At 61.3% G+C, this 16,480-nt stretch carries 20 protein-coding genes and 1 tRNA gene; 12 read left to right on the forward strand and 9 right to left on the reverse strand.

The window, feature by feature from the left end; translation table 11 throughout:
* Positions 1–7: 7 nt before the first annotated feature.
* Together ABD847_RS06255 and ABD847_RS06260 are read right to left on the reverse strand one after the other, a co-directional pair.
* Positions 8–832, reverse strand: coding sequence for a CheR family methyltransferase (locus ABD847_RS06255; RefSeq protein WP_345011115.1), 825 nt, complete (start codon positions 830–832; stop codon positions 8–10).
* A 22-nt stretch (positions 833–854) separates the two neighbouring features.
* A complete protein-coding gene (locus ABD847_RS06260) occupies positions 855–1,766 on the reverse strand; it encodes a chemotaxis protein CheV (protein WP_345011117.1) in 912 nt (303 codons plus the stop codon).
* Between the two features lie 170 nt (positions 1,767–1,936).
* Between ABD847_RS06260 and flgA the strand changes: the two genes are divergently transcribed.
* The 3 genes from flgA (at position 1,937) to ABD847_RS06275 (ending at position 3,491) form a co-directional block, all read left to right on the forward strand.
* Positions 1,937–2,653: a flagellar basal body P-ring formation chaperone FlgA gene (gene flgA, locus ABD847_RS06265; protein ID WP_345011119.1), complete on the forward strand. Its 717-nt coding sequence runs from the start codon at positions 1,937–1,939 to the stop codon at positions 2,651–2,653.
* Between the two features lie 86 nt (positions 2,654–2,739).
* Positions 2,740–3,075: a flagellar biosynthesis anti-sigma factor FlgM gene (gene flgM / locus ABD847_RS06270; RefSeq protein WP_345011121.1), complete on the forward strand. Its 336-nt coding sequence runs from the start codon at positions 2,740–2,742 to the stop codon at positions 3,073–3,075.
* Entirely contained in the window at positions 3,072–3,491 is a 420-nt protein-coding gene (locus tag ABD847_RS06275; protein WP_345011123.1) for a flagella synthesis protein FlgN, read from the forward strand. Before flgM ends, ABD847_RS06275 begins: the two co-directional genes overlap by 4 nt.
* A gap of 43 nt (positions 3,492–3,534) precedes the next feature.
* Here the strand turns inward: ABD847_RS06275 and ABD847_RS06280 are convergent, their stop codons facing one another.
* On the reverse strand, positions 3,535–3,957 hold the full coding sequence (locus ABD847_RS06280; RefSeq protein ID WP_345011125.1) for an LPP20 family lipoprotein: 423 nt from the start codon (positions 3,955–3,957) through the stop codon (positions 3,535–3,537).
* Positions 3,958–3,966: 9 nt separating this feature from the next.
* Positions 3,967–4,578: a FlgO family outer membrane protein gene (locus ABD847_RS06285; protein WP_345011128.1), complete on the reverse strand. Its 612-nt coding sequence runs from the start codon at positions 4,576–4,578 to the stop codon at positions 3,967–3,969.
* A 163-nt stretch (positions 4,579–4,741) separates the two neighbouring features.
* Here ABD847_RS06285 and ABD847_RS06290 point away from each other — a divergent pair, with 163 nt between their 5' ends.
* The 4 genes from ABD847_RS06290 (at position 4,742) to ABD847_RS06305 (ending at position 7,370) form a co-directional block, all read left to right on the forward strand.
* On the forward strand, positions 4,742–5,908 hold the full coding sequence (locus ABD847_RS06290) for a flagellar assembly protein T N-terminal domain-containing protein (protein WP_345011130.1): 1,167 nt from the start codon (positions 4,742–4,744) through the stop codon (positions 5,906–5,908).
* Positions 5,909–5,988: 80 nt separating this feature from the next.
* Positions 5,989–6,064: transfer RNA gene (locus tag ABD847_RS06295), tRNA-Arg, on the forward strand.
* A 136-nt stretch (positions 6,065–6,200) separates the two neighbouring features.
* Entirely contained in the window at positions 6,201–6,524 is a 324-nt protein-coding gene (locus ABD847_RS06300; RefSeq protein WP_345011132.1) for a YebG family protein, read from the forward strand.
* A gap of 12 nt (positions 6,525–6,536) precedes the next feature.
* Positions 6,537–7,370 (forward strand): SDR family oxidoreductase, encoded by an 834-nt coding sequence (locus ABD847_RS06305; protein WP_345011134.1) that lies wholly within the window; start codon positions 6,537–6,539, stop codon positions 7,368–7,370.
* 21 nt (positions 7,371–7,391) lie between these two features.
* Here the strand turns inward: ABD847_RS06305 and ABD847_RS06310 are convergent, their stop codons facing one another.
* On the reverse strand, positions 7,392–7,727 hold the full coding sequence (locus ABD847_RS06310) for a DUF1904 family protein (RefSeq protein ID WP_345011136.1): 336 nt from the start codon (positions 7,725–7,727) through the stop codon (positions 7,392–7,394).
* A gap of 12 nt (positions 7,728–7,739) precedes the next feature.
* Here ABD847_RS06310 and ABD847_RS06315 point away from each other — a divergent pair, with 12 nt between their 5' ends.
* From ABD847_RS06315 to ABD847_RS06335, 5 genes are read left to right on the forward strand one after another with little or no spacing between them, the layout of a single operon-like run.
* Positions 7,740–8,648 (forward strand): TraB/GumN family protein, encoded by a 909-nt coding sequence (locus ABD847_RS06315; protein WP_345011138.1) that lies wholly within the window; start codon positions 7,740–7,742, stop codon positions 8,646–8,648.
* Positions 8,645–9,241, forward strand: a complete 597-nt coding sequence (gene smrA / locus ABD847_RS06320) for a DNA endonuclease SmrA (RefSeq protein ID WP_345011140.1) — start codon at positions 8,645–8,647, stop codon at positions 9,239–9,241. Before ABD847_RS06315 ends, smrA begins: the two co-directional genes overlap by 4 nt.
* 30 nt (positions 9,242–9,271) lie before the next feature.
* The gene (locus tag ABD847_RS06325) at positions 9,272–10,762 is read left to right on the forward strand and encodes a carboxypeptidase M32 (RefSeq protein ID WP_345011142.1); all 1,491 of its coding nucleotides are present in this window, start codon (positions 9,272–9,274) and stop codon (positions 10,760–10,762) included.
* Positions 10,759–11,304 carry a hypothetical protein gene (locus ABD847_RS06330; protein ID WP_345011144.1) on the forward strand — a complete coding sequence of 182 codons (546 nt, stop codon included), beginning with the start codon at positions 10,759–10,761 and terminating at the stop codon, positions 11,302–11,304. The genes ABD847_RS06325 and ABD847_RS06330 overlap by 4 nt, the downstream gene beginning before the upstream one ends.
* Positions 11,291–11,776 (forward strand): methylated-DNA--[protein]-cysteine S-methyltransferase, encoded by a 486-nt coding sequence (locus tag ABD847_RS06335; RefSeq protein ID WP_345011146.1) that lies wholly within the window; start codon positions 11,291–11,293, stop codon positions 11,774–11,776. Before ABD847_RS06330 ends, ABD847_RS06335 begins: the two co-directional genes overlap by 14 nt.
* 12 nt (positions 11,777–11,788) lie before the next feature.
* Here ABD847_RS06335 and ABD847_RS06340 read toward each other — a convergent pair whose 3' ends face one another.
* From ABD847_RS06340 to ABD847_RS06355, 4 genes are all read right to left on the reverse strand, one after another.
* Positions 11,789–13,660: a peptidase U32 family protein gene (locus tag ABD847_RS06340; RefSeq protein WP_345011148.1), complete on the reverse strand. Its 1,872-nt coding sequence runs from the start codon at positions 13,658–13,660 to the stop codon at positions 11,789–11,791.
* 74 nt (positions 13,661–13,734) lie between these two features.
* Complete coding sequence (locus ABD847_RS06345; RefSeq protein ID WP_345011150.1) at positions 13,735–15,030, reverse strand: L-cysteine desulfidase family protein; 1,296 nt, start codon at positions 15,028–15,030, stop codon at positions 13,735–13,737.
* Positions 15,023–15,694: a helix-turn-helix transcriptional regulator gene (locus ABD847_RS06350; RefSeq protein WP_345011461.1), complete on the reverse strand. Its 672-nt coding sequence runs from the start codon at positions 15,692–15,694 to the stop codon at positions 15,023–15,025. Before ABD847_RS06350 ends, ABD847_RS06345 begins: the two co-directional genes overlap by 8 nt.
* A gap of 249 nt (positions 15,695–15,943) precedes the next feature.
* Positions 15,944–16,465 carry a VC2046/SO_2500 family protein gene (locus tag ABD847_RS06355; protein WP_345011152.1) on the reverse strand — a complete coding sequence of 174 codons (522 nt, stop codon included), beginning with the start codon at positions 16,463–16,465 and terminating at the stop codon, positions 15,944–15,946.
* Between the last annotated feature and the right edge of the window lie 15 nt (positions 16,466–16,480).

Consider the following 16,480-nt stretch of genomic DNA (forward strand, 5'->3'; position numbering starts at 1 on the left):
AGGGAGGTTATTTGAGCTTGTAGACAATCCCCGGATTACACCGGATCATCTCAAAGCGGTCGGTTAAGCCAGTCAGAGACTCAGAGGCCCCCAACATCAGATAGCCACCTGGATTCAGGCTGCCAGCGAACTGGTTGAGTATCTTGGACTTGATCTCAGGAGAGAAGTAGATCAACACATTACGACAAAAAATGATGTCAAACTTGCCCAACAAGCTATAGCTATCCAGCAAGTTGAAGGGACGAAAAGACACCAATTTTTTGACTCTGTCACTCACCCGCATCTTGTTGCCGTCGCACGCTTCGAAAAATTGACGCTTACGTTCTACGGACAAACCCCGAGCCAATGCCAGATTATCGTAGATGCCTTCCTTACATTGGTTCAGCATAGAGGCAGAAATATCCGTCCCCACAATCTGCACTCCACCCGGCAGGGTGCCAGGGCGCTTCATCTGCTGCTCCAATGCCGTGATGGCGATGGAATAGGGCTCCTGGCCCGAAGAGCTGGCGGCAGACCAGATCCGCAAGGTTTTGCCACTCTTACCCAGCTCAGGAAAGATACGATCCGTCAGCAACTGAAACGGATAGGTATCCCGAAACCATAAGGTTTCGTTGGTGGTCATGGCATCCACCACCGCCATTTTGAGATCCCGTTCACGGGGATCCATGGCTCGCTTGATCAGATCGGCCAATGTATCGGCACCGTATTGACCAACAAGAGGAGCGAGTCGACTCTTCACCAGATACTGCTTATTGGCGCCCAGCACTATGCCACTCTGGGCCTCCAAAAAGGCACTGAACTGTTTATAAAGCTCGTCGGACAGTGTCTTCATTAATCTTCTTCAACTCGTTGTTTTACAGGGCGTCTTGAACGGCCTTGGCCAGTTCGTCCGGATGGAACTTAGCGATGAAGTTGTTTGCTCCCACCTTCTGTACCATCGCCTGGTTGAACACGCCACTCAAGGAGGTATGCAATATGACGTGCAGATCCTTGAGCCCAGGATGATTACGGATCTCCGCCGTCAGGGTATAGCCATCCATTTCCGGCATTTCAATATCCGAGATAACCAAGCCAATCTGTTCAGTGATCGGGCCCTTTTCCAACATGTCCAGCAACATAGTCAGCGCATCTTTCCCATCCTTGGCCAACAGGCATTTGACACCGATGGCATTGAGCGCACGCTCAACCTGTTTGCGGGCCACGGAGGAATCGTCTGCGACCAGCACCATGCGACCACGGGTATGATGCGCCTCGCTTGAGGCAACCACATCATCACTGACATGGGTATTGACCGGCGAAATCTCATCCAGGATCTTTTCAACATCCAGGATCTCCACCAGCTCGCCATCCACCTCGGTGACGGCTGTCATATAGTTGAAACGCCCTGCCCCCTTGGGTGGAGGCAGGATAGCTTCCCAATTCATATTAATGATGCGCTCTACCGAACTCACCAGAAAACCCTGCACAGAGCGGTTGTATTCGGCAATGATGATGAAGCACTTGGAGAGATCCTGGATGGGCTTACCGCCAGTGGCCAGGCTCAAGTCGATGACGGAGATGGTCTGCCCGCGAATATGGGCCACACCGCGAACAAACGGATGCAGCTTGGGCATGACGGTTAACGCCGGACACTGCAGTACTTCGCGCACCTTGAACACATTGATGCCAAAACGTTGACGCCCCACCAACTTGAACAACAGCAACTCCAACCGATTCTGGCCAACCAGCTGAGTCAGTTGGTTTACGGAATCCAAGATACTCGCCATAATTTACTCCATTTTTGGCTCAAGGCTGCAGCCGTCTGACGGAACCCGTGCGCACGGGCATGTCTTTTGCATACCCTTTATGTCACAAGACCTGAGTAGGTCATCATATGAGCTGAGGCCTGGATATTGCTTCGCATCCACCTCAGATTGCAGGATCAGTATAAGTCTATATGAGCCTATTGTGCTTTATCGGCAAGAAGATGGAAACGATTAGTGGGCGTTACTTGATAGCGCTCTCATTGCTATCCACCCTTCCCTGCCAGGCTGCCGACGGTCAGCTGGTGCGGCAATTTGCCGAACAGTTTGTGCTGGATCAGATGACGGTGGATCCCACCAGCCGAGTTGAAGTCAGCGCCGGCCCGATTGACGATCGCCTCGGTCTCCATGCCTGTGACGGCCATCTGACCGCCCGCCTATCCGGCAGCGCAGAAGTACGACGCACCAATAGCGTTTATCTTAGATGCGAAGCCGAGCCCAAATGGGATATCTACTTACCGGTGCGTGTTAGGGTCTTGCGGCCTTTCGTGTCTGTCACCGAGGCAGCCCCGCGGGGCACAGTGCTGAGCGAAGGCTTAATGAGCATAGAGTTTATGGATGAGATATTACTGCGCGGCGATACCTTTACCGAGACGGCTCCGCTGGTAGGTAGCAGACTAAAGCGGGATCTGCGTCCTGGCCAGCCTGTGCGGCAGAACCAGATTTGTGTAGTATGCCGTGGTGATCAGGTGGAAATTCAGGCCCTCACCGGTGGCATGCAAATCAAGACTCAGGGAACCGCCCTGCAAGATGGTAGTTTCGGTGAGGCGATTCGCGTGGAAAACAGCCGCTCGAAGCGGGTGATCCAGGCCGTGGTAGAAAGCACTGGCAAGGTGAATGTGAATCTGTAACAGGGCGCAAAAAATTTTCTAAAGTTCGTATGCTCGGTGCCGATAAACAGGCATGACGCGAGATTGGCGACCAACAGGTAACTATCATGGCCATACACAACATCAATAACATGCTGGGTAACCAGTCCACCAAGGTGGCAAGTGGCAATACCAGCAGCCAAGCCGCCAGCAGTGCTGCCGACAATGCCGAGCAAGCACAGCAGGCCAAGGGCAGTGTACGCCAGGATGCTGTGGTGCTGACTGATCAGGCCCAGCAACTTGGTCGGGTTCAGCAGCGGCTGAGCAATGCCCCTACCACCAATCAAGCCAAGGTTGAGGCGCTCAAGTCTGCCATCGACAAAGGCGAATACAAGGTGGATAGTCAGCGGGTAGCCAAGAAGATGATGAGCATGGAATCCGATCTGGAAAAACTCTATCGATGAGCCCACTACTCGACCTGCTTCAACAGCAGGAAGATACGTTAAACCAGATGCTTGCGCTGCTTGAGGAGGAATTTGGCCTACTCAAGCAGCGCAAGGCTTTGGCGCTCCCGGAATTAACCGAAAAGAAACAACAACTCCTGGCCACCCTCGCCCAAAACGACCATGCCATCGCCGAAGCGTTACCGGATACCAATCTGCAACAGGAGTTTGCCGCCTTTCGTCAACGAATTCTGTCGCAGCTACAAGCCTGCCAGGAGCGTAACGAGGTCAACGGTAAGCTCATCGAACTGAATCTGCTCTCCAATCGCAAATTGGCCGCGGAGCTATGCCAGCTGCGGGACAAGAACAAACTCACTTACGACAACCGCGGCAACACCCAACCAGGCAAGAATGGTTCACTAAATATCAAGGCGTAAAAAAACCACTACAAGGTGGTTTTTTTATTTTGCCTGCCGTCCCTTATTGCGCCCCTTCCAAGCGGTACAGGTCATAGAGTACCTGAGTATCCAGCTCCAATTCGGTAGCATACATGTTGTCCAACGGATAGCTCTGCACTACCCGGGCACCCCGCACCATCCCCTCCACCGACGCCTGCAACTGATTGCTGGTCTGCACCGCATCACGCAATGTAGTGGCCCCTTGGATCTGCTGGCCATACACCTGCTCGGTTAATTCCCGATAGGCATCGAGTTTGGAGGCACGGATCGCCTGCAGCACCTTCTCCGACCGGCTTGGACCAGGCTGGATATCGATGACGGCATAACCGACCGCATGGAGCACCGGAAAGCGCGTCGGCGTCGCCTGTTGATAACGGACATAATGAGTGCTGGAGCAGGCCGACAACAGCAAGGCTGCCGACATCCAGAGCACAAGACGTTTCATAACCGCCCCTTAGTGCGTCAATTGTACCGAGTTACCATACCGGCCAGCCGGGTAATCCCCCCGCACCAGCATGCCCTTGGTCACCGTCACGGCCCTACCCGAGTCCAGCCCCCCATTGAGCTGACTACGGGGCACAAACCCCTGAGCCGTGGCCTCGACCATGTGGGTCTTGAGATTAATGATACGGGCGTTGATCACGATACCACTGCTGTTAGGAGCCATGGTGCCGGTCAACACGCGCGACAAGGGCACCCGCTTGGCCAGCTCCATCCAATCTCGGCTAAACACAAAGTCCCCTTCGGGTGTGACCTTGATGCTGCCGGTGATCTTGTAATCCAAAACCAGCTCACCCCGACGATGCAACTCATGGATAAAGTCTTCCGCTAACTGTTGGCCCAACCAATTGCTGCTGTCCAGGCTACCCAAGTTAACAAACGATGCTACCGCTATGGGTTTCATCCCTGTGTCCCCGGCCAACTTAGTCTCAAACAGATGGTCGGCCAACTGAGACACTGTACTGCTCAACTCCATGCCCTGGGATTGACTGGCCATCTTGGGGGTACGGCTAGAGCAGGCTCCCAATGGGACCAACAGAGCCAACACTAATGCCATTTTTTTCATGAGCAACTCCACACTCACTGCGCTGTTACCGTTTATCGGCAAATAAATGCATTCCTTAAGCCAAACGCCACGTTTGTATAAACATTAATTTTCAAATACACCATACAAAAGGCATGAAGATTGCTTTATTGCGTCAAGAAACATAGATCCGATAGGTTGCACTATGACATCACGCTGGCTCGTCCCCCTGCTCTTGCTGCTGGCTCTTCCTGCAACGCTGCAAGCCCAATGGTATCAGGTCACCGGCAGTGCCCCGCTGGTGAAGGGAGAGCTGGAATATGCACGGCAACAGGCACTGGAAGATGCCTTGCGTCAGGCACTGCTACAAGCCGGTGCCAACGTCTCCAGCCTGCAAGGCCTCAAAGACGGCGCCCTCAGTCAGGATATCTTTCTTATCCGCTCCAGCGGTGACATTCGCCAGTACCAGATTCTCCAGGAAGAGGAACGCAATCAGCGTCTTTACATCAAGGTGCGGGCCAATATCCGCAGCCAGCTACAGGCCTGCGAGGGCCAGCAGTATGCCAAAGGTATCTCCCTCATCCGCTTTAGCCTGGTCAATCCCGAACAGGCCAGATACGGCCATCTATTTGACATCAACAAGGCGGTGACCCAGGCACTCTACCAACGTCTGCAAAATCAGCGCCAAACATTTGTCACACAACGCTGGCTGGATGCCAACCTGGGGCTGACCCCACAATTTTTCGCCCAGGGCGATGTCCGCATTACACCGCAGATACAGCAATTGGCGCGAGACACCGAAAGCCAGTACCTGCTGTTCGGCACCCTGGATGATCTGTCATTACGCCAGACCGATGATGGACTGATCAGCCAATGGTTTTCCCATCCCCTGCGTGCGTTTGCACTTCATCTCTATCTGTTTGATGGTCTCAGCGGCAAGTTGCAACAGACGTTGGAGTATCAAAGCGAGGCCCCCTGGACCTTCGATAAACAGGCCAAGTTAAACGTCTTTGAACAGACGTTCTGGCAATCGCCGTATGGTGCCGAGATAGGGCAGCTGCTGGATCGTGCCAGTCAGGATCTCACCTTGCAATTGCGCTGCGACAAACCAGCCGGGCGCGTGGTCAAGGTCGATGGCGATGAGTTTCATATCAACCTGGGAAGTCGAAATGGGATTCGCTTGGGTGAGCGCATGCTACTGCAACACAAGGCGGACTATCGGGACGACAGCGGTATGACTCGCAGTGACCGCCGCCCGGCGGCCGGCATCATGGAAGTCAAGCGCCTGTATGAGGACAGTGCCGTACTGCGCACACTCAACCAGTATGCCCCGGGCAATGTACAGATAGGTGATCTGGCCGTCATGGAATAAGCGCTTAAATAACAACCAGTTGAGTCCAGTTGTGGATCTTGGACGCCCCTTTGATATAATGCCGGCGCCTTAGATGGCCGGTCCCCATAGTTAAACAGGATATAACTAGCCCCTCCTAAGGGCTGATTCCAGGTTCGAGCCCTGGTGGGGACGCCAAATCACTGTTTCTTGCCGTAGCAAGACACGCCTAAAACCCGCACTGCCTCGGCATGCGGGTTTTTTGTTGCATTCGTGACGCCAACTGAATACTGTTTATTTTTACAGTCAACCCACAAGACAGGAACCCGATCCCATGGCAGTGGAAATCAAATACGTGGTGGTACGTAACGGCGAGGAGAAGATGACGTTCGCAAGCAAGAAAGAGGCGGATGCCTATGACAAGATGCTGGACATGGCCGATCAACTGACCCTGCTGCTGGCCGAGGCGCCCGTTAACCTGTCCGAAGATGCTCAGGAGGCCCTGGCCCTCTACCTGGCAGGCCAGAAAGAGGCGCTGCAACAGATCCTCAAGGGCGGCAGCCTGAGCGTCAGCGAGACCAGCGATCTGAGTGAAGTACCCCAGCCCGACAGCAAGCCTGCCCGTAAGCCACGCAAGGCTGAGGCCGATGCGGCCTAAGGCGGAACAGTCATGACCCAGACAGTGCTGATCACCGGCTGCTCCAGCGGCATTGGTCTGGCCGCCGCCCGCGGCCTGCGCCAGGCGGGTTTCCGGGTGCTGGCCACCGCTCGCCAGCCGGCCGATGTGGCCGCCCTGGCGGCGGAGGGGTTTGCCGCCCATCGGCTGGATCTCACCGACGAGGCCAGCATAGAGGCGGCCGCCCGGTGGGCCCTGAGTCAAAGCCAGGGCCAGCTGTGGGGGCTCGTCAATAATGGCGCCTACGGCCAGCCCGGCGCCCTCGAGGATCTGCCCACCGACGCCCTGCGGCGGCAATTTGAGACCAATTTCTTCGGCTGGCATCACCTCACCCGGCAACTATTGCCGGCCATGCTGGCCAATGGCCAGGGGCGCATCGTGCAGGTGGGCTCGGTACTGGGACTGGTGGCCATGCGTTTTCGCGGCGCCTACAACAGCAGCAAGTTTGCGTTAGAAGGCTACACCGACACACTGCGGCTGGAGCTGCGGGGCAGCGGCGTACATGTCAGCCTGATTGAACCTGGCCCTATCGAAACCCGGTTTCGGGTGCATGCCCTGGCCGCCTTCCGTCAGGCCATCGATCTGGACCACAGCCGCCATGCCAAGGAATATCGGCAAACCTTGCAGCGGCTCGGGCGGGCGGAAGGCAGCCCTTCCGGCCCCTTCACCCTGCCGGCAGAAGCCTGTCTGCCGCCACTGCGCCATGCCTTGCAGGCCAAGCGACCCCGCCGGCGCTATCAGGTGACCCGTCCGGCCAAGTGGTTCTATTACCTCCGGCGTCTGCTGCCCACCGCCTGGCTGGACGCCCTGCTGGCGCGCTCAGCCTAAGCGACAGCGTTTGGCATCGGCTCAGCCGTAGTGCTGGCCGTTGTCGTAATAGGCGGTACGGGTTAACGGCAGCACCACCACGGCCACCTCGGTTTGGGCGCCCAGCTCGGCCTGCACCGCGGCTGTGATGAGCTTGGCCGCGGCGTCCTGCACCGCCTGGCCACGATCGAACCACAAGAGTTCGACGAAGGGATAGCCGGTGCCGGGCGCCGGCGCAATAATGAATTCGGTGTGTACCCGCTCCAGGGTAAAATGAGCCACGGGCGCACCGGTCAGCTCGCTGAGCTGCTGCACCAAGGCCGGCGCCAGCTGGGCCAAGGGCTCAGTCGCTATGCCGCGAAAACGAAGATGAGGCATGAGGATCTCCATATGCAAAAAAACCGGCCACATCATAGCCGCCCCGTCCGCTGGATGACAGCCTGCCTGCTGTGTCTGGGTCTATTGCCCCTGTGGGCCCAGGCCATGCCGGGTCTGTGGCAAGCGCAAAAAGGCGAGCAGACCCTGTGGTTGCTGGGCTCCATCCATGTGGGCACCGCCAGCCTCTACCCGCTGGACTCCGCCATCATGCAGACCTGGCAGCAGGCCGACGAGCTGATATTGGAAACCGATCTGCGCCAGCTCGATGGCGCCGCCCAGCAGGAGCTGTTGCAGCTGGGCCGTCTGCCGGCGGGTCAGAACCTGGCAGATCGCCTGCCCTCCCCCCTGTACCGCCAGGCCGTCCAGGCCGCCCAACGCCAACATCTGCCGCCAGAGACCCTGCAGCCCTTGCAACCCTGGTTCGCCGCCCTCACCCTGACTCAGGTGGCCATGCAGCAGGCCGGTTACCAAGCCCAATACGGGGTGGATGAGTTTTTCGTGCGTCAGGCCCAGATCAGCGGCAAACCCATCGTGGGCCTGGAGCAGCCCATAGATCAGTTTCGTTATCTGGCCGGTCTCAGGGAGCACGAACTGGCCTTCTTGCAAAACACCCTGGAGCAGCTGCCCAGTCTGAGCACCCTGTTGCCCGATCTGATCCAGGCCTGGCAGGCGGGAGACACCCAGCGCCTGCTGACCCTGCTCAACGAAGAACAGGGCCCGCCCGAGCTGCGGGACTATCTGCAAACCCAGCTGCTGGAGCAACGTAACCTGCGCTGGCTGCCACAGCTGATGGACGCCCGGCACCAGAAGGCCTTCGTGGTGGTGGGCGCCCTGCACCTGCACGGCCCCCAAGGCCTGCTGGCCCTGCTGCAACAGGCCGGCTATCGGGTGGCCCCCATCTTGGCGGAGACCGCCTCATGAGCGCCGCCCTGCCCCAGACCGAAGCCAGCCTGTTTGCCCAGCAGATGCAGGACGTCAAACCCCTGACGGCCGACGCCAGGGTGCGGCTACAGGGCCAGAGTCTGGACGAGGCCGCCCGCCAGGCCCGTCAGCAGGCGGCGCAGCAGGCCGACACTCAGATCCCCCACCCCTTCGGCTTTGAGGCCGTCCCCCTGCTGGATCCCCACGAGGTGGTGAGCTTCAAGCGCGATGGGGTGCAGGAGGGAGTGTTCCGCAAGCTGCGCCTGGGGCAGTACCAGATTGAAACCAGCCTGGATCTGCAGGGCATGGGGCTGGAGTCCGCCCGTCATCGCCTGCTGGAGGTGCTAGGTCAGTGTCAGCAGCTGGAGATCCGCAGCCTGCTGATCCGCCATGGCCGCGGCCTGCAGAGCCAACCGCCGGCCCAGCTCAAGAGCCATGTCTGCCACTGGCTGGGCCTCTGGCCCCAGGTGCTGGCCTACCATAGCGCACCGCGCCCGCTCGGCGGCAGCGGCACCACCCTGGTGCTGCTGCGCAAGGGGCAGCAGGATAAACAACACACCCGGGAGCGCATCCAGAAGCGCCTGCCGGAGTAAGTCATCACCGGATTAGTCAAAGGAAACGCCATGAGTTACGCCCTGTTAAGCCGCCGCTTCCACCAGTTGCATCACTTTGCGCATCTCAGTGCCATCTGCGGCTGGGATCAGGCCACCATGATGCCCGAAGGCGGCAACGACGCCCGGGCCGCCGCCCTGGCGGAGCTCTCCTTGCTGATGCACGAACGCCTCACCGCGCCGGAACTGGCCGACTGGTTTGCCGCCGCCCAGGCGGAGTCCCTGACGCCTGCCCAGCAGATCAGCCTTCAGGAGATGCAACGCCGGCATCGGCAAGCCAGCGTGCTGCCCGGCGATCTGGTGCAGGCCAAGTCCCTGGCGGGCTCCGGTTGCGAGCACGCCTGGCGGCGCCAGCGGCGGGAGAATGACTGGGCCGGCTTTCTGACCAACTTCCAGGAGGTGGTCGCCTTGAGCCGTGAGGAGGCCGCCATTCGCGCCGAGGCCAATGGCGGCCGCCCCTATGACAGTCTGCTGGACCTGTACGAGCCAGGCATGAACTGCACGCAGATTGACGGCCTGTTCGCCGAGTTGCAGCAGTGGCTGCCGGATCTCATCCGCCAGGTGACCGAACGCCAGGCAACCGAGTCGGTGATCCTGCCCCAGGGGCCCTTTGCCACCGCGGCCCAACAGGATCTCGGCCGCCAGATCATGGGACTGCTGGGCTTTGACTTTAGCCGTGGTCGTCAGGATGTCAGTGCCCACCCGTTTTGCGGCGGCGTGCCCAGCGATGTGCGCATCACCACCCGCTTCGATGAGGCGGACTTCACCCAGAGCCTGATGGGCATCATCCACGAGACCGGCCATGCCCGTTACGAGCAGGGCCTGCCGGCCCAGTGGCAAGGGCTGCCGGTGGGGGAAGCCCGCTCCATGGGCATCCACGAAAGCCAGAGTCTGTTCTTTGAGATGCAACTGGCCCGTCACCCTGGCTTCGTCGCCCAGCTGCCGCCCTTGCTGGAGGCTAGCTTCGGCCCGCAGCCGGCCTTTGCCGCCGACAACCTGGCCCGTCTCTACACCCGGGTGGCGCCGGGCTATATTCGGGTGGATGCGGACGAGGTGACCTATCCGGCCCACATCATGCTGCGCTACGAGATAGAAAAACGGCTGATCGAGGGCGACATCGAAGCCCGCGATATCCCCGAGCTGTGGGACCTGCGCATGCAGCAGTATCTGGGGCTCTCCACCGCCGGCAACGACAAAGATGGCTGCCTGCAGGACATCCACTGGACCGACGGCAGCTTTGGCTACTTCCCCAGCTACACCCTGGGCGCCCTGTATGCCGCCCAGCTGGCCGAGGCCCTGCAACAGCAATTAGGCAGCTTTGCCAGCCTGCTGAGCCAGCCTGATGGCCTGGGCAACATCTTCGCCTGGCTGCAGCAACATATCTGGCAGCAGGCCAGCCTGCTGGACACCGATGCCCTGATCCGGCAAGCCACCGGCACCCCCTTGAGCGTGGCGCCGTTTCGCCGCCACCTGCAGGCCCGTTATCTGGGGAGGCACGCATGACCAAGATCCCATCCCGTTTATTGCTGCTCTTGAGTGTGTCCCTCAGCGTCCCGCTGACGGCGGCGCCCTGGTTACTGCCCGAGCAGGGCGATTATCAGCTGGAAAGCGGCTCGCCCCAGTATTGTCCCGAGGGGCACCTGGTCTATCTGAGCGAGGCCAGGGTGCTGATGCTGGATGCCCGCAGTCATTTCACCCTGCCGCCGCCGGGCCAGGCCAGTGCCCGCTGGCAGGAGCGCGGCGAGAGCGGTTGTCAGTACGATACCGAATTTGTCTGGCTGGGCCCCCAGCGCTTCGAGGTGCATCACAGGGTCAGCGGTTGTGCCGAGCTACTGCCCGATGGCGAGATGATAGAGCGGCTGGACTACAGCCAGGCCGGTCGACTGCACTACGAGCAGCTGGGCGGTGCTGAACAGGCCGCCCTCTCCTGCGAATACAGCTGGATCCAGCCTTTCACCAGCCAGGCGCCCAGCCCGGCCAGCCCAACTCAAGGCCCAACGACTCAAGGCCAATCAACCCAAGGAGAGCATGATGCTGCGTTATGATGAGTTGGCCAGCCCCCGCGGCCTATTGCGGCTGGCACTGGATGAGGTGGGCCTGGCCCAGGTGAACTTTATCGAGTCTGACGCGGCGCTGCCACCCGCTGGCTGGGTGCAAGACCCGGCCGCCCTGGCCCCCTTCGTGGCACAGTTTGCCGCCTACTTTGCCGGCGAACTGCATACGTTTGATCTTCCGCTCTCCCTGCATGGCACCGACTTCCAGTGCCAGGTCTGGCGGGCGCTGGCCCAGATCCCCTACGGCCAGACCCGCAGCTACGGCCAGCAGGCCGCCGACCTGGGCCGCCCCACCGCAGTCCGGGCAGTCGGCGCCGCCAACGGTCGCAACCCCTTGCCCATCGTCCTGCCCTGCCACCGGGTGATCGGCGCCAACGGCCAGCTCACCGGCTATGCCGGCGGTCTGGAACGCAAGCGCTGGTTGCTGGCCCACGAGGCCCGGGTGCTGCAGGCGCAGGGCTGAAACCCCGCGCCCTCAGCGCTTGGCGGGTTTGAGCCGCCCCAGTACCTGCATCTCGCAGCGCACACAGTCAAAGCGCAGGCGAAACTGATCCTGGCCTATGGTCAGGGTCAGGGGGTCGGGCTTGAAGCCGTCCTCCCGCTCCTTGGGACACTGGCCAAAGCTGTAGCGCAGGCAGTGGCGGGTGATCATGAGCGGCACCTCACGGGTCTCCTCTCCGGCTTCAAACGCCGGCGCCGTCTTGCCCGCCCCCAACTGTTGATAGAAGGCCGCCGCCGCCGCGTTGTAGATGTTGGCGAGGTAACTCAGCCGCTGGCCCCCCAGCATGGGCAACGGCAGCGTAACGGGACGGGCTGCCGGGCGCCGATAATCAGCCAGCCGCGCCGCCATCAGCGCCTCGATGCCGTCCCGACGCAAGGCATTGAGCTGCGCGCTGGGCACGAAGGGCAAGGTGGGCAGATCCAGCACCACCGCCTCGGCATAGAAGTCGGTGTTGCCCAGCTTCTGCAGCTGTTCGGTGAGCTGAGAGCGCGCCTTGGTCGCGTCCTTGGCCGCCGGATGGGGCCCGGGGAGCCACACCTGGGCCTGACAGCCTGACTCATCCCGCAGCGCCAGGCACAGATCGTCACCGACCTGCCCCAGGGTCAGGGTCACGCCTATTCGGCGCTGAGCCGACGGCTTGGCCAGCAGGGCATTGAAGGCCTGATCCTGATTGCGATACAGGGCCGTCCCCACCTTGAGACCCGCCACCGATTCGGCGGGAAACAGCCGCAGCCCTTCGGCGCGGTTGACCCGCACCCCCACCAGATCCTTGCCGCGAAAATAGGTCAGGCCATCGCCGTTATGAAACTCAAACCCCGCCGGCGCCGCTACCTCGAACCACACAGGCCCCTTGCCGGGCGGGCTTAGACGGCTCACCTTCCCAACTGGCTCGCCGGCGTACTTGGGGGTGGCGAAGTTGCTGATCTCCGGGCTGCGCCCCAGCAGGAAGTAGTCGGTGTGCCCGCGATGAAAACTCTTGGCCGGGTTGGGCGTGAAGCTGTAGCTGCAGCGCCCGGCAGAGGCCGGCGCCAGCTCGGGGCGCTGGGCGAGCAAGGCGTCGAGCTGCTGACGGTACCAGGCGGTGACATTCTTGACGTACTCAGGCCCCTTGAGGCGCCCCTCTATCTTCAAGGAGCGCACCCCGGCATCCACCAGATCCAGCAGGTGCTCACTCTGATTGAGATCCTTTAACGACAATAGGTGCTGGTCCGCCGCCAGTACCTGGCCATCGGCACCGGTCAGGGTGCAGGGCAGACGACAGATCTGAGCGCACTCGCCGCGGTTGGCACTGCGGCCCGTCATGGCATGGCTGATGTAGCACTGGCCGCTGTAGCTCACACACAAGGCACCATGAATGAAGGCCTCCAGGGTCACCTGGGTGCCTTGGGCTATGGTCTGGATCTGGTCAAGGGACAGCTCCCGGGCCAGCACCACCTGGCTGAAGCCCAGCTGTTCCAGCAGACGCACCTTGGCCAGATCCCGGTTGTCGGTCTGGGTGCTGGCATGCAGGGCGATGGGCGGCAGATCCAGCTGCAGCAGCCCCATGTCCTGCACTATCAGGGCATCGGCGCCAGCCGCATACAGCTCATGGGCCAGCCGGCGCGCCGGCTCCAGCTCGGCATCGGTCAGCAGGGTGTTGAAGGCCACGTAGACATGGGCATGGAAGCGGTGGGCAAACTGACACAGCGCATCTATGTCACTGACGCTGTTGCCGGCAGCGGCCCGGGCCCCAAAGCCGGGGCCGCCGATGTAGACGGCATCGGCGCCGTGCAGTATGGCCTCCCGGCCCTGGGCCAGGTTCTTGGCCGGTGCCAGCAGTTCCAGGGGTTGATGGGCCCGAGTCATGGCGCTCTCCAGGGTCAAAAATCAGGCGGCGAGTATAGCAGGCCGCCTGACGCGAACCTTGATCCCACGCCGGATCAGCGGGCGGCCTGGCCCTTGCGGCGCATGATCTGGATGATCTCCTCGTCGGTCTGGCGCATCCCCTCCCGGCTGAGCCGCCCCAGGTTGGCGATGGTCTGCTCGGCATCCGCCTCGACGATCCCCTCCCGCGCCGGCACCCCCAGGCCGTTGGCCGCCAGCAGGGCAGCCTTCACCGCCGCCGAGGCGGAGGTGGAGACCTTCATGGAACAGGCACTGCCGGCGCCGTCGCAGATGATGCCGGCCACGTCGCCGATCATGTTGTTGATACACAGGCGGATCCGCGCCAGATCGCCCCCCAGCAGCCAGGTGATGGCCGCCCCCGCCCCCATGGCGGCGGTGCTGGCGGCGCACAGGGCGGAGAGCTTGTTCTGGTAGGTCTTGATGTGAATGGCCAACAGGTGGCTCATGGCCAGGGCCCGCAGCCGCTGTTCGTCGGAGACCTGCAGGAAGCGGGCGGCGGCCACCACCGGCATGGTGGCGGCGATGCCCTGGTTGCCGGAGCCCGAGTTAGACATGGCCGGCAGCATGGCGCCGTCCATACGGGCATCCGAGGCGGCGGAGGCCAGCCGCATGGCCAGGGTCATGAGATCGTCCGACAACAGGCGGCGCTCGATCTGCTCGGTGAGGATGCGGCCAATCTGCAGGCCATAGCCCCGCAGCCCCTCGTCGGCCAGCGCCTGGTTGAGCTGCGCCGCCTCGGCCAGGAAGGCGATCTGATCCAGCGGCACCTGCAGGGCGAACGCCACTATCCCTGCCAGATCCAGGGTCGGCTTGTTGATCAGGCTGACCGCCGGATCACTGCTTTGGCTGTGGATGAGCTCACCGTTTTTCTCCAGCAGCACCACCCGGGTGTGGTCGGTACAGATGACGGCCCGCGCCTGCTGCTCACCCGCCTCGGCCAACACCTCGGCATACAGGGCATCGGGCACGTCTTTGACGTCCAGGCTCACCGCCGGCAGCAGCGCCTTGGCCCGCTCGACTTGCGGCTGAGTCAGGCCTTTTAGCACCTCCAGCCCCGCCTCGGCGTTACCGGCCAGGGCGCCGGCGGCGGCGGCGATGGGCAGGCCCGTCATGCCGGTACCCGGCACCCCCACTCCCATGCCGTTCTTGTACAGGTTGCCGCTGACCCACACCTGCAGCCGGTCCGGGTCCTGGCCCAGCAGGCGCCGGCAGTGGGCGGCCGCCAGGGCCACGGCGATGGGTTCGGTACAGCCCAGGGCCGGCACCACCTCGCGGCGCAGCAGTTGCACCAGTTCCTCCCAATGGGCAGTAACGGCGGGGGACTCACTCATGGTCGGACTCCTGGACAGCGGCCAATCTGGCCTTGTGATTGCGAATATGCAGATAGACGGTATGGCGGCTGACGCCGAGCCGCTCGGCCACCAGGTTGATGGCCTCCTTGATGGTGAAGATGCCCTTGTCGTACAGGGCCGAGATGATCTGGCGATTACGCCTAGCGGCGCTGAGATCCGGCGCGGCAGCCACCTGACTCATCACCTGGGCCACCAGATCCTCCAACGACGGTGCGAAGCTCTCCTGAAACAAAGGAGCAGCCCCCGACTCAGAGACCGGCAGGCTGAGGGCCCCCAACAGACTGCTCAGGGGGGCATCCAGATTGAGGTTGATACACAGCATGCCGATGGGGCGGCGGGCGGCGTTGTGCAGCGTGATGGAGGCGCACTTCATCAGCTTGCCGTCCGGGCTGCGGGCGAAATAGCTGCTCCAGCAGCTGCCGGCCTGCTGCTGCAGGCGGCTCAGTGCAAAGTCGGTGGCCGGCGCGCCTACCTGGCGACCCGTGATATGACCGTTGGCGATGTGCACCACGGAGCGGGCCGGGCTGTCAAAACCGTGCAGCACCACCTCACACCCCTCGCCGAACAGGGCCGCCAGGGCATCCACCACGGGACGAAAACTGTCGATCAGGTGCCAATCCGCCGCACCAAAGGCTTTTTCCATCGCCACTTAAAATTCACGCCTCGCTCACGCATCGGGCGCTCAGTGTAACCGCAACTCAACTTTTGTTAACTCAAAAACGCACACACAGCCAAAAAATGGCCGACGCGGCGCCAATCGGATAAGTCTAATTAACATCTGTTGATTCTATTTATCGCGGAACGGGCAGAGCGGACCCTGGCCAGCCACGGCAGCAAAGGTAAGCGCTGGCCACACACCAGAGGCCACCGAGGGGCATGGCGCAACGGCAGCTTAGCGCGGCAGCCAACTCTGGCGGGTCAAGGCCTCGGCATCGTGAATGGCATCGAGCATGGCGCTGGGAGGGGCATGCAGAGGCTCGTGGGCCAGCAGTTCGCCACGGCGAGCCAACTCGTGCTTGTGGCGGGTCAAGGGCGGCAGGTTGTCCCACACGCCCTGGCCCAAGGCAAATTGGGCGGGTACCAGGGCCTCTGGCCTGAGGGCATCGAACAAGCGCACCGCCGCACCACCGCCTTCGGCCAGTTGTTCTGCCATGGTCAAGGCCTGGGTCATACTGCCATCGTGGGCCGCCAATGGGCGCTGGGCCGGCAGGCCAAAATGGTCGCGCCAATGATCCTCCGCCACCTCGGGCAGCGGCGGATCCGACACCCAGGCCTGATCCTGTACATCCGGCGACAGCATGGCCAGCATCAGGGCAAAGTCCGCCTGACGCTGGCCTTGCAGCGCCTGGTTGAGGTCCTGCCCCAATTGCAACTCATCCACCAGACAATGGCGGCGTAGGGTGTCGGTCAACATGGAAAAATCGCCTAT

This window comes from Pseudaeromonas paramecii (genome assembly GCF_039540575.1).
Taxonomy (GTDB): domain Bacteria; phylum Pseudomonadota; class Gammaproteobacteria; order Enterobacterales; family Aeromonadaceae; genus Pseudaeromonas; species Pseudaeromonas paramecii.

Coding starts and splice junctions, on each gene's coding strand:
- ABD847_RS06305 (WP_345011134.1), top strand. CDS start 6,537: ATGACCCAGACAGTGCTGATCACCGGCTGCTCCAGCGGCATTGGTCTG.
- ABD847_RS06335 (WP_345011146.1), top strand. CDS start 11,291: ATGCTGCGTTATGATGAGTTGGCCAGCCCCCGCGGCCTATTGCGGCTG.
- ABD847_RS06290 (WP_345011130.1), top strand. CDS start 4,742: ATGACATCACGCTGGCTCGTCCCCCTGCTCTTGCTGCTGGCTCTTCCT.
- ABD847_RS06350 (WP_345011461.1), bottom strand. CDS start 15,694: ATGGAAAAAGCCTTTGGTGCGGCGGATTGGCACCTGATCGACAGTTTT.
- ABD847_RS06255 (WP_345011115.1), bottom strand. CDS start 832: ATGAAGACACTGTCCGACGAGCTTTATAAACAGTTCAGTGCCTTTTTG.
- smrA (WP_345011140.1), top strand. CDS start 8,645: ATGAGCGCCGCCCTGCCCCAGACCGAAGCCAGCCTGTTTGCCCAGCAG.
- ABD847_RS06325 (WP_345011142.1), top strand. CDS start 9,272: ATGAGTTACGCCCTGTTAAGCCGCCGCTTCCACCAGTTGCATCACTTT.
- ABD847_RS06285 (WP_345011128.1), bottom strand. CDS start 4,578: ATGAAAAAAATGGCATTAGTGTTGGCTCTGTTGGTCCCATTGGGAGCC.
- ABD847_RS06260 (WP_345011117.1), bottom strand. CDS start 1,766: ATGGCGAGTATCTTGGATTCCGTAAACCAACTGACTCAGCTGGTTGGC.
- ABD847_RS06340 (WP_345011148.1), bottom strand. CDS start 13,660: ATGACTCGGGCCCATCAACCCCTGGAACTGCTGGCACCGGCCAAGAAC.
- ABD847_RS06345 (WP_345011150.1), bottom strand. CDS start 15,030: ATGAGTGAGTCCCCCGCCGTTACTGCCCATTGGGAGGAACTGGTGCAA.
- flgM (WP_345011121.1), top strand. CDS start 2,740: ATGGCCATACACAACATCAATAACATGCTGGGTAACCAGTCCACCAAG.
- ABD847_RS06300 (WP_345011132.1), top strand. CDS start 6,201: ATGGCAGTGGAAATCAAATACGTGGTGGTACGTAACGGCGAGGAGAAG.
- ABD847_RS06355 (WP_345011152.1), bottom strand. CDS start 16,465: ATGTTGACCGACACCCTACGCCGCCATTGTCTGGTGGATGAGTTGCAA.
- ABD847_RS06280 (WP_345011125.1), bottom strand. CDS start 3,957: ATGAAACGTCTTGTGCTCTGGATGTCGGCAGCCTTGCTGTTGTCGGCC.
- ABD847_RS06330 (WP_345011144.1), top strand. CDS start 10,759: ATGACCAAGATCCCATCCCGTTTATTGCTGCTCTTGAGTGTGTCCCTC.
- ABD847_RS06315 (WP_345011138.1), top strand. CDS start 7,740: ATGCAAAAAAACCGGCCACATCATAGCCGCCCCGTCCGCTGGATGACA.
- flgA (WP_345011119.1), top strand. CDS start 1,937: ATGAGCCTATTGTGCTTTATCGGCAAGAAGATGGAAACGATTAGTGGG.
- ABD847_RS06310 (WP_345011136.1), bottom strand. CDS start 7,727: ATGCCTCATCTTCGTTTTCGCGGCATAGCGACTGAGCCCTTGGCCCAG.
- ABD847_RS06275 (WP_345011123.1), top strand. CDS start 3,072: ATGAGCCCACTACTCGACCTGCTTCAACAGCAGGAAGATACGTTAAAC.